The organism is Kitasatospora sp. NPDC091335 (assembly GCF_044757205.1).
GTDB lineage: Bacteria > Actinomycetota > Actinomycetes > Streptomycetales > Streptomycetaceae > Kitasatospora.
Genome location: NZ_JBIVUM010000002.1, coordinates 147,575 through 158,523, shown reverse-complemented (window position 1 = coordinate 158,523; position 10,949 = coordinate 147,575). Strand labels below are relative to the sequence as shown.

General features: G+C 73.5%; 9 protein-coding genes. 6 read left to right on the top strand and 3 right to left on the bottom strand.

Annotation, left to right across the window (positions count from 1 at the left end; genetic code table 11):
- Window positions 1-246: 246 nt before the first annotated feature.
- The gene (locus ACIQOW_RS05545; protein ID WP_049651546.1) at window positions 247-894 is read right to left on the bottom strand and encodes a TetR family transcriptional regulator; all 648 of its coding nucleotides are present in this window, start codon (window positions 892-894) and stop codon (window positions 247-249) included.
- A gap of 448 nt (window positions 895-1,342) precedes the next feature.
- Here ACIQOW_RS05545 and ACIQOW_RS05540 point away from each other — a divergent pair, with 448 nt between their 5' ends.
- The gene (locus ACIQOW_RS05540; protein ID WP_401080045.1) at window positions 1,343-3,724 is read left to right on the top strand and encodes a PQQ-binding-like beta-propeller repeat protein; all 2,382 of its coding nucleotides are present in this window, start codon (window positions 1,343-1,345) and stop codon (window positions 3,722-3,724) included.
- Between the two features lie 37 nt (window positions 3,725-3,761).
- Here ACIQOW_RS05540 and galE read toward each other — a convergent pair whose 3' ends face one another.
- On the bottom strand, window positions 3,762-4,748 hold the full coding sequence (galE, locus tag ACIQOW_RS05535) for a UDP-glucose 4-epimerase GalE (RefSeq protein ID WP_401080043.1): 987 nt from the start codon (window positions 4,746-4,748) through the stop codon (window positions 3,762-3,764).
- Window positions 4,749-4,957: 209 nt separating this feature from the next.
- On the opposite strand from galE, the gene ACIQOW_RS05530 reads away from it, so the two are divergent.
- Window positions 4,958-6,052 (top strand): S1C family serine protease, encoded by a 1,095-nt coding sequence (locus ACIQOW_RS05530; protein WP_401081309.1) that lies wholly within the window; start codon window positions 4,958-4,960, stop codon window positions 6,050-6,052.
- Window positions 6,053-6,236: 184 nt separating this feature from the next.
- On the opposite strand, the gene ACIQOW_RS05525 is transcribed toward ACIQOW_RS05530, so the two are convergent.
- Window positions 6,237-7,406 carry a sensor histidine kinase gene (locus ACIQOW_RS05525; protein WP_401081306.1) on the bottom strand — a complete coding sequence of 390 codons (1,170 nt, stop codon included), beginning with the start codon at window positions 7,404-7,406 and terminating at the stop codon, window positions 6,237-6,239.
- Window positions 7,407-7,745: 339 nt separating this feature from the next.
- Between ACIQOW_RS05525 and ACIQOW_RS05520 the strand changes: the two genes are divergently transcribed.
- The 4 genes from ACIQOW_RS05520 to nuoH are packed head-to-tail and all read left to right on the top strand — an operon-like array spanning window position 7,746 to window position 10,904.
- Window positions 7,746-8,162, top strand: a complete 417-nt coding sequence (locus tag ACIQOW_RS05520; protein WP_188297272.1) for an NADH-quinone oxidoreductase subunit A — start codon at window positions 7,746-7,748, stop codon at window positions 8,160-8,162.
- Entirely contained in the window at window positions 8,153-8,857 is a 705-nt protein-coding gene (locus ACIQOW_RS05515; protein ID WP_401080040.1) for an NADH-quinone oxidoreductase subunit B, read from the top strand. Before ACIQOW_RS05520 ends, ACIQOW_RS05515 begins: the two co-directional genes overlap by 10 nt.
- Window positions 8,854-9,948 (top strand): NADH-quinone oxidoreductase subunit C, encoded by a 1,095-nt coding sequence (locus ACIQOW_RS05510; protein ID WP_401080038.1) that lies wholly within the window; start codon window positions 8,854-8,856, stop codon window positions 9,946-9,948. Before ACIQOW_RS05515 ends, ACIQOW_RS05510 begins: the two co-directional genes overlap by 4 nt.
- Window positions 9,945-10,904 (top strand): NADH-quinone oxidoreductase subunit NuoH, encoded by a 960-nt coding sequence (gene nuoH, locus ACIQOW_RS05505; protein ID WP_401080036.1) that lies wholly within the window; start codon window positions 9,945-9,947, stop codon window positions 10,902-10,904. Before ACIQOW_RS05510 ends, nuoH begins: the two co-directional genes overlap by 4 nt.
- Window positions 10,905-10,949: the final 45 nt, after the last annotated feature.

Sequence of the window (10,949 nt, the reverse complement as noted above, 5' to 3'; positions counted from 1 at the left end):
CGGCCGCCGCGGCCGCGGCGGGGGGGCGCCCCCCCCCCCGGGGCCCCCCCCGGGGGGGGGCGCCCCCGGGGCGGCCCCGGCCCCGGGGGGGGGGGGGCCCCCCGGCCCGGGGGCCCCCCCCACCGGCATGTCTGGCGCGCGTGCGGCACGTCGGCGGACCTCCCCCGAGGACACGGCCGCCGTCCGTCGTTCCCCGGACAGGAGGCCGGGTGGCGCGCGGAGCGGATGGTGGGTCGGAGGATGGTCCTACTTGGGCGCCTTCTTGCCGGTGACGCCCAGGTACACCAGGGGAGCGAGGTTGGGCTTGAGGTCCTTGACCTTGACGCCCCAGGAGGTGAAGGCCTTCTGGTGCTCGGCCGCCGAGGCGAGCAGCGAGACCAGGGCCCCGGCCACGGCGTTGGGATCGAGCGACTTGTCGGCCTGACCCTTCGCCTGGAGTTCCCTGACGGCCTCCGCGAGTGGCTTGGCGACCGCGTTGAGGACCGTCATGCGGATCTTGAAGAACCGCTTGTCCCCCTCGGCGGCACCGAGCGTGACCACTCGGAGAATGGCGTCGTTCTTGCGCCAGAAGGCGAGGAATCCGTCGACCAGTTCTTCCGAAGTGGTCGGTCCGGACTTCCCTGCCCAGGACTTTCCGGCCACCAGCTCTTTGAGCTGGTCGGCGTCCTTGGCCATTTCCTCGGCGATTTCGAGGACAGCGCCCTCGACATCCGGGAAGTACTGGTAGAAGGTCGCGGGGGAGGTACCCGCCATACGGGCGACGTCGATGACCTTGACGTCCCGATAGGGCGACGTGCTGAGCATCTCGCGGAGGCAATCGAGCAGCTTCTGCCGCGTCTCCTGTCCGCGTCGCCCGGCGACGCGACCGTCGACGGTGCGAACTTGTCCTGTCATGCCGTCAGCTTACCGTGGCACGATCTTGGCGCGATTCGGTGATGCGACTATTACTCCGCACGGGGGTTGCTATAGCGCCCTGAACCGCTTCGGACGGATATTCACGGGGCTTCGATGCCCCTGTTGAAGCCCCCCCGTGTGCTTTTGACCTCACAGCGTGACGGCGAGTCCGCTGAGGGGTGGTCGAGTGACAGAGCGTGACGATGTTCGGAAGTCGGGGAGCCGTCCGGAAGTGGACGGTCCCGGGCTCCGCGCGCAAGCCGCCTCCGGAGCGGGCGTCAGGATCCGGCCGTTCAGTCCTCGCTGGTCAGGGGCCCGTCGGGGGCGTCCTCCGGCCCCGGGCGGCGGGTTCGGGCCGGTGGGGGAGGTTGGATATGCGTGGGGCGGCATTGGAGAATCGGGTCCGGCACCACGCGGCGGGTGCGGACAACGGGGAGGTGGCAGCGGAGTGGACCAGCTGACGGCGCACGATCCGAGGCGGATCGGGCCCTTCGAGGTGCTGGGGCGGCTCGGCGCGGGTGGGATGGGGCTGGTCTACCTGGCGCGTTCCGCGTCGGGGCGGCGGGTGGCCATCAAGACCGTGCGGGGTGAGCTGGCCGAGGACGAGCTGTTCCGGGTCCGCTTCGCCCGGGAGATCGCGGCCGCCAAGACGGTCGGCGGCTTCTACACGGCGGCCGTGGTGGACGCGGACGCGGACGCCCGGGTGCCCTGGCTGGCCACCGCGTACATCCCGGCCCCCTCGCTGGAGGACCTGGTCGAGGACTGCGGCCCGCTGCCGGTGGACGCCACCCGCTGGCTGGTCGCCGGCATCGCGGAGGCCCTCCAGTCCATCCACGCGGCCAATCTGATCCACCGCGACCTCAAGCCCTCGAACGTCCTGGTGGTCGAGGACGGCCCGAAGGTGATCGACTTCGGCATCGCGGCCGGGGTGTCCAGCACCCGGCTCACCATGACCAACGTCGCGGTCGGCACGCCGGCCTACATGTCCCCCGAGCAGGCCAGGGACAGCCGTACCGTCCGGGGCGCCAGCGACGTCTTCTCGCTCGGCTCGCTGATGGTCTTCTGTGCCACCGGGCACCCGCCCTACCGGGGCACCAACCCGGTCGAGACGGTGTTCCAGCTGCTGCGCGAAGAGCCGGACCTGACCGGCATGCCGCGCGAGCTGATGGACCTGGTGCGGGCCTGCATGCAGCAGGCGCCCGAGCGCCGGCCGACCCCGGCGCAGATCCAGGCCGAGCTGGCCCCGCACCTGTTCTCCAGGGACGACGCCGGCGGCGAGGTCGGGGACTGGCTGCCGACCAACGCGCTGGAGCTGATCGAGCGCAAGCGGGGCCGCCGGCCGGCCGCCCAGGCCCGTCCGCCGGCCGGTCCGGCCCAGCCGCCGCCCCCGCAGGCGCCGCCCGCGCACTTCCCGTCGCAGCACCTCGGGCCGGCCGACCCGCGCACCGACGCGGCCGGGCGGCACGCCCAGCCGCCGGCCGGGCCCGTGCACAGCCTGCCGCACCCGCCCCCGCCCCCGCACCCGGGTCCCGGCCCGGAGGCCGAGATCGCGACCGCGAAGATCGCCTCCCCGAACCGGCACCGGGCGCCCGGCGGCGCCGTCGAGGTGCAGCTGTCCGGCGCCTCGGTGCGGATAGGCCCGGGGCCGCGGGCGGAGCACGAGCAGCCGGGGCCGAACACCGCCCCGGCCACCACCGACTGGGTCCGCCGGGCTCCGACCCCGCCGCCCGCCCCGGTCGCCCGCTGGCGCCCCTGGCGGTTCCGGATGTCCAACGACGTCTGGGGCACCCCGGTGGTCTCCGACGGCACGCTCTTCGTCTCCAGCTTCGAGGTGCACGCGCTGGACATCGCCTCCGGCGAGCGCCGCTACAAGACCAGGGACGTCGCCTGGGCGCTCGCGGTGGACGCCGGCCGGGCGCACGCCGCGGACGGCCCGCACCTGTACACGGTGGACGCCGCGGACGGCACCGAGCGCTGGCGCACCTCGCTGGACGGCTGGGTCTACTCGCTCTCCGCCGCCGACGGCGTGCTCTGCTGCGGCATCAGGGGCGGCGGCGTCCAGCTCCGCTCGGCCGCCAACGGCGCCGAGCTGTGGCGCGCCGACGACGCCCAGCAGGACTACGAGAACCCGCAGTCGGGCCCGGTCCTGGTGGGCGGCGCCGCCTACTACTACGGCGCCGGGAGGCTGCGCTGCATCGACCCGCGCGGCGCCGGCCTGCGCTGGTCGTTCCCGGTCGGCGAGGACGTGCCCTCGCACCCGGTCGAGCGCGGCGGCGTGCTGTACGTGTCGGCCGGCACCCGGGTGTACGCGCTGGACGCGGCCAGCGGGGCCGAGCGCTGGCGCTTCGACGCCCCGGTGGTGCTGTTCACCCCGCCCGCCCTGGACGCCGACGCGGTCTACGTGGCCGACTACCTCGGCACCGTCTACGCGCTGGACGCGGCCACCGGCCTGGACCGCTGGCGCGGGGTCACCGGACGCCGCCAGGGCGGTGACCCGGTGGTGGTCTCGGACGGCATGGTGCTGGTCGGCAACGGCGAGGTGCTGTACGCCTTCGAGGCGGCCACCGGCCGGGAGCGCTGGCGCTACACCGCCCGCGGCGAGATCGTCGGCTCCCCGGCGGTGGCCGACGGCCTGGTGCATCTGGGCAGCCGGGACCACTCGCTGCACACCCTGGACCTGGCGAGCGGTCAGCTGCGCTGGGAGCTCGGCACCAAGGGCGAGCTCACCGGCTCGCCGGTGGCGGTCGGCGGGCGGGTCTTCGTCGGGTCCAAGGACCGCTGCGTGTACGCGCTGGACGCCTTCTACGGCACGGCGGTGCCCGCCCGCTGAACCGCGGGGCGGACACCGCCGGGCCGGTGCCGTCGGATCAGGCCCTGCGGGCCCCGGGGTGGCGGCTGCACCAGCCGTCCCACGCGGAGGAGACCATCTCCGCCACGTCGTGGCGCGCGGTCCAGTCCAGCTCGCGGTGGATCAGGTCGGCGGAGGCCACCACCCGGGCCGGGTCGCCGGCCCGGCGCGGGGTCACCTCGGCGGCGGTGTCGTAGCCGGTGACCTTGCCGATCACCTCCAGCATCTCCTTGACGCTGACGCCCTCGCCGCGGCCGATGTTCAGCACCAGGGAGGTCGCGCCGGCCGGGTCGGCGGCCAGCCGCCTGGCGGCCGCCACGTGCGCCGAGGCGATGTCGGAGACGTGGATGAAGTCGCGGACGCAGGTGCCGTCCGGGGTGGGGTAGTCGTCTCCGAAGACCCGCGGGGCCTGGCCGGCGGTCAGCCGCTCGAAGACCATCGGGATCAGGTTGAACACCCCGGCGTCGGAGAGCTCGGGGGAGGCGGCGCCGGCCACGTTGAAGTAGCGCAGGGCCACGGTGGACATGCCGTGGGCCTTGCCGGCCGCGGCGACCAGCCACTCGCCGGCCAGCTTGGTCTCGCCGTACGGGCTCATCGGGTCGCAGGGCGTGGACTCGGTGACCAGGTCGACGTCCGGCATGCCGTAGACCGCGGCGGAGGAGGAGAAGAGGAAGCGCTTCACCCCGCCCTCGGCGGCGGCCTCCAGCACGGTCTGGAGGCCGATCATGTTCTCGCGGTAGTACAGGAAGGGCTGCTCGACGGACTCGCCGACCTGCTTCTTGGCGGCGAAGTGCAGGACGCCCTCGACGCGGTGCTCGCGGATCGCGGCGTCCAGGGCGGCGCGGTCCAGGGTGGAACCCTCGATCAGGGGGACGCCGGCCGGCAGCCGGGAGGCGTCGCCGGTGCTGAGGTCGTCGAGGACGGCGACCCGCTCCCCGGCGTCGAGCAGCTGTCGGACGACGTGTCCGCCGATGTATCCGGCACCGCCGGTGATCAACCAAGTCATGTGCCGATCCTAGGCGTTCGGGTTCGTCCGGCCGCGTTCGGGCGAGTCGGGCCAGCAAATCGGACAAAACGGTGAAAAGCTGGCGAAGATTTCCGTGCTCCCAACCCGCGCCCTCGGCGCGGTGACGAATCGGAGGCAGCCAGGTGAGCCGTCACAAGGAACACACCCGCCCCCTGCCCGCCGGGCCGCGGCCGACCCGGCCGGGGGCGCTGACCGGACGGCTGCCGGCGGCGCTCGCGGTCGCGGTGGCGGCCGCGCTGACGCTGGCCGGATGCAGCAGCGGTTCGCCCGCCTCGTCCCCGGTCGCCGCCACCGGCTCGCCCTCGGCCTCCGGGACCAAGCAGCCCACGACGCCGGGCCCGTCCAACGGCGCGACCCAGTTGCAGGAGGCGTACCAGACGGTGATCGCCAACGTGCTGCCCTCCGTGGTGCAGATCACCACCGGCGACAGCCTCGGCTCCGGGATCGTCTACGACGACAAGGGCGACATCGTCACCAACGCCCACGTGATCGGCTCCGCGAAGTCCTTCACGGTGACCCTCGCCAACAGCACCAAGACACTGGACGCCGGCCTGGTCGCCAGCTACCCCGACGCCGACCTCGCGGTGATCCGGCTGACCAGTCCGCCGAGCGGCCTGAGGCCGGCGAGCTTCGGCGACTCGGGCAAGGTCCAGCTCGGCCAGATCACCCTCGCCATGGGCAGCCCGCTCGGGCTCTCCAGCAGCGTCACCCAGGGCATCGTCTCGGCCACCGGGCGGACCGTCTCCGAGCCTCAGGCCCCCGGGTCGCCGGGCGCCACCATCGGCAACATGGTGCAGACCTCGGCGGCGATCAACCCGGGCAACAGCGGCGGCGCGCTGGTCGACCTGGACAGCAAGGTGATCGGCATCAACACGCTCGCCGCGACCGAGCCGCAGAGCAACGGCGCCGCCGCCCCCGGCATCGGCTTCGCCATCCCGGCGTCCACCATCACCAACATCGCCGACCAGCTGATCAAGCAGGGCAAGGTCACCAACTCGGGCCGGGCCGCGCTCGGCATCACCGCCAGGACCAGCTTCGACCAGCAGTTCCAGCCGGCCGGCGCGGTCATCGTGGCGGTCACCGCGGGCGGTGCGGCGGCCTCGGCGGGGCTCCAGGCCGGCGACGTCATCACCAAGATCGGCGACACCGCGGTCGACTCGCTGAACGCGCTCACCACCGCGCTCGCCTCGCTGACCCCGGGCAGCAAGGTCACCGTCACGTACACCAGGGACGGCGCCACCAAGACCGCCGAGGTCACCCTCGGCGAACTGGAGTCCCCGTAGGCCTCAGGCCTCCCAGCCGGACCCTCCTCCAGCTCCGGTACGGGGACGCCGGGCCGCACGCCGCGCAAGGGTTCAGCGGGCCGGGTGCCGTACCGGACCGGCGCCGGGCCCCCGTCACTGCCTCGACGGGGTCCCGGCGCCTTGCCGTGCCGTGGTGCCTAGGGCTGCCGTCCGGCGGGCCCGGTCAGCGGCGGGCGGTGCGGGTGTGCCAGGGCAGCTCGACGGTGACGGTGCTCGGGCCGCCCTCGGGGCTGTCCACCAGGAAGACCCCGTCCACCGCGCGGATCCGCTCGGCCAGCCCGGCCAGGCCGCTGCCAGGGTAGGGGGCCGCGCCGCCCTTGCCGTCGTCCTGGACCAGCACCATCAGCTGGTCGTCGGAGCGCCAGACCTCGACCGAGGCGGAGCGGGCGCGGGCGTGCTTGGAGACGTTGGTCAGCAGCTCGCTGACGGTGAAGTAGGCGATGCCCTCGACCGCCGAGTCCGGGCGCTCCGGCTGTCCGTCCGGGCCGGTCAGGTCGACGTTCACCCGGACGCCGCCGGGGACGGTGCAGCGGGCGGCGACCGAGGACAGCGCGGCGTCCAGGCCGCGGTCGGTGAGCACCGCCGGGTGGATGCCGCGGGCCAGGTCGCGCAGTTCCTGGAGGGCCAGCTTCACCTCGCCGTGGGCGTTGTCGACCATCCTGGCGGCGACCGCCACGTCGTCCTCGGACTCCACCTCGCGCAGCCGCTCCTTGGCCATGCCGAGGTCCATCGCCAGCGCGACCAGCCGGGCCTGGGCCCCGTCGTGCAGGTCGCGCTCGATCCGGCGCAGGTCGGCGGCGGCGGTGTCGACCACGGTGCCGCGGTCGTCCTCCAGCTCACGCACCCGCTCGGCCAGCGCGCCCGGGAAGAGCAGCGACTCGATCAGGATGCGGTCGACCGCGGCCAGCCCGCGGATCACCCAGGGCAGCACCGGCCAGAGCACGATCACCGAGATCAGGCTCAGCGCGAAGCTCAGCACGCCCCAGGGCAGCATCAGCACGTTGTAGAGCGCCGAGCGCCAGTTCAGCAGGTCGGTGAGCTGGGCGATGGTGTAACCGACCAGCCCGGGGCGGCGCGGCTTCACCGGCTCGGGCTCGTCGATCCCGGAGTCGTACGCCGACCGGGCCCGCCGCCGCCCCAGCGCGCCCAGGGCGCGGGCGACGCCCAGGCCGCCGGCCAGCAGCGGCAGGCCGATCACGGTGATCGACAGCGCCAGGCCGACCGAGAGCGTGGTGACGGCGACCACGAAACCGAAGATGCCCAGCGGCAGGTTGAGCAGCAGCAGGCCCACCTGGTGCCACATCCTCGCGCCGTACAGCGGTGGGGGCTCCATCCTCGCGTCCTGCTCCTTGATGGCGTCCACGGCGCGGTGCAGCGGCTTCATCCGGATCTACCATCCCTCTTCGTCGTGTGGCTGGACCAAGCTTCCCGAACCGGGCGCGGTGGATGCCATGGGGGTGATACATCTTCCCGGCCGGGGGTTATCCCCACCCCCGGCCCGGTCGCCCCGCGTCCGCCGGGGTGTCCACCGGTCGTCTTGCGGAGCGGGCAGGGTTCGGGGGGACCGGAGCGGGCCCCTTAGACTCACGCATTGGCCACGGTTGGGACCGTGGGAGCAAACGTCGTAGAACTGACCTGAGGGCGGGTTCACGGCCGAGGTGGAGGCGAAGGCATGGAGGGGCAGCACGCGGCTGCCGTCGCTGCCGATCCGGCGGTCGGCAGCGGCTACTTCGACGCGTACGCCGCGATGGGCCTGCTGGCCGTCGTCGGGGTGCTCTTCGTGACCGTGGCGTTCACCGCCAACCGGCTGCTGCGGCCGGTGGTGTACTCGCCGGAGAAACTCCTCGCCTACGAGTGCGGAGTGGATCCGGTCGGTGAGGACTGGGCGCACACCCAGGTCCGCTACTACGTGTACGCCTTCCTGTACGTGATCTTCGCGGTGGACGCGATCTACCTCTTCCCGTGGGCGACCGTCTTCGCCTCCGCCGGGTACGGCGCGGGGACGCTGATCGAGATGTTCCTGTTCATCGGCTTCCTCGCGGTCGGGTTGCTCTACGCCTGGAAGAAGGGCGTTCTGGAATGGACGTGACGCACTCCCACCCGCACGGCGGCGCGCAGGACGGTCCCGTCCCGCTCGGCCTGCCCGACCCCGCGCGCCCCGGCGCGGTCGAGCGCCGTGGCCTGGGCCCGCTGGCCCGGCTCGCGCCGGACCCGGTCAAGGTGGTGCTCAACTGGGGGCGCCGCTACAGCCTCTGGTGCTTCAACTTCGGCCTGGCCTGCTGCGCGATCGAGTTCATCGCCGCGTCCATGGCCAAGCACGACTTCATCCGGATGGGTGTCATTCCGTTCGCGCCCGGCCCCCGTCAGGCCGATCTGATGATCGTCTCGGGGACGGTCACCGACAAGATGGCGCCCGCCGTCAAGCGCCTCTACGAGCAGATGCCCGAGCCGAAGTACGTCATCTCCTTCGGCGCCTGCTCCAACTCCGGCGGCCCGTACTGGGACTCGTACTCGGTCACCAAGGGCGTCGACCAGATCATCCCGGTGGACGTCTACGTGCCCGGCTGCCCGCCGCGGCCCGAGGCGCTGCTCCAGGGCATCCTCAAGCTCCAGGAGAAGATCGCCGCCGAGTCGCTGCCGGACCGCTACGCCACGCCCGCGCCCGCCGCGGCGCTGCGGCGGCCGCTGGTGGCCGGGCCTCCGGCCGGTTCCGCCACCGGCTCCGAGGCGGGTTCCGCCGCCGGCTCCGACGCCGGTTCTTCGACCGAGGGAGGGGCCTCATGACGTCCGCCGAGCAGTACGCGGCGTCGGTCGGGGAGTGGGCGACCGGCGCCGAGGCGTACGGGCTGATCACCGTCGACGTCCCGGCCGAGCACTGGATCGAGGCGCTCACCAACGCCAGGGACGTCCTGGGCCTGGGCTTCTTCGACTGGCTGAGCGCCGTCGACCAGCTCGCCGACGGCTTCGCCGTGGTCGCCCACCTGGCCGCCGTCGAGGCGCCGGGCGTGCGGCACCTCGCGGTGCGCACCCGGGTGCCGCGCGACGCGGCGGCGCTGCCGACCGCCGTGGCGGTGTACGCGGGTGCCGCCTGGCACGAGCGCGAGACGCACGAGATGTTCGGCATCGACTTCCCCGGGCACCCCTACCTGGCCACCCTGCTGCTGCCGGACGGCTTCGAGGGGCACCCGCTGCGCAAGGAGTTCGTGCTCGCGGCCCGGGTCGCCAAGGACTGGCCGGGCGCCAAGGAGCCCGGCGAGTCGGACCACGGCGGCGGGCCGGCCCGGCGCAAGATGCAGCCGGCCGGCGTGCCGGACCCGAACGAGTGGGGGCCGCTCAAGGGCACCCTGCCGCCGGTCGCCGAGCGGCCCGCGCGTGGTGCGCGGGCGGCCGGTGCCGCCCGCGCGCCCCGGGCGGCGGCCGCGGGTGCCGGTGCTGCCGCCGGTGGCGCTGCTGCTGCCGCCGCCGAGGGTGCCCCGCCGGTGCGGGCGGACCGGCCGCGGCGGACCCGGTCGGTGTCCGAGGGGTCGGCGAGCCAGGCGGGTGCCGAGGCTCCCGCTGCTGCTTCCGACGTCGATGCCGCCGCTGCTGCCGAGGGTGCCCCGCCGGTGCGGGCGGACCGGCCGCGGCGGACCCGGTCGGTGTCCGAGGGGTCGGTCAGCCGGCCGGACAGCTCGGCGGACGGCCCGGCCGTCGCCGGGCCGACGGCCGAGCCCGTGCCCCCCGCACGCCCCCGGTCCTCCGACGCGCCCTGGCACAACCCGGTGCCCGCCCACGAGGAGAAGCCGTCGGCCGGCGAACCGGGTGCCCAGGAACCGGGTGAGCAGAAGGACGAGATCTCGGCCGGGCCGGCCGACCAGGACGGAGACGGCGCGTGAACCTGCTCGACACGGTGCTGCGCTGCGTCGCCACCCTCGTCGTCTTCCTGGTCTTCCCGCTGGTCATCGGCCAGACCGAGCACAAGGTCATGGCGCACATGCAGGGCCGGCTCGGCCCGATGTACGCGGGCGGCTTCCACGGCTGGGCACAGCTCGTCGCGGACGGCGTGAAGTTCGCGCAGAAGGAGGACATCGTCCCGGCCGGGGCGGACCGCAGGGTCTTCCAGCTGGCGCCCGCCGTCTCGCTGCTGCCGTACCTCTTCGTGCTGCTGGCGATCCCGGTCGGCCCGAACGGCCTCGTCGGCCAGGCGGTCGACGCCGGGCTGTTCTTCGTGCTGGCCGTGATGGGCGTCGGCGTGATCGGCAAGTTGATGGCCGGCTGGGCCTCGGCGAACAAGTTCTCGCTGCTCGGCGCCCTGCGCACGGCCGCCCAGCTGATGTCGTACGAGCTGCCGATGGTGCTGGCGGCGGCCTCGGTGGCGATGGCCGCCGGCACCCTGTCGCTGCCCGGGATCGTGGACGCCTGGGAGTGGTACTGGCTGCCCTGGCAGATCATCGGCGCGTTCGTCTTCTTCACGGCCGGTCTGGCCGAGCTGCAGCGCCCGCCGTTCGACATGCCGGTCGCCGACTCGGAGATCATCTTCGGCGCGTACACCGAGTACACCGGTCTGCGCTTCGCGCTCTTCCTGCTGTCCGAGTACGTGGGCATCCTGGTGGTGTCCGCGCTGACCGCGGTGCTCTTCCTGGGCGGCTGGCACGGACCGCTGCCGGACCAGCTCGGCTGGCTCTGGACGATCCTCAAGACCTTCGCGCTGGCCTTCGTGGTCATCTGGCTGCGGGTCACCTACCCGCGTCTGCGCGAGGACCAGCTGATGCGCTTCGCGTGGACGGTGCTGATCCCGCTCGCGCTGGTGCAGCTGGCCCTCACCGGCATCATCAAGGTGGCGATCTCATGACCGAGCGGAGCGAGGGAATCATCGTCGGGTACGGGTGGGCGAACG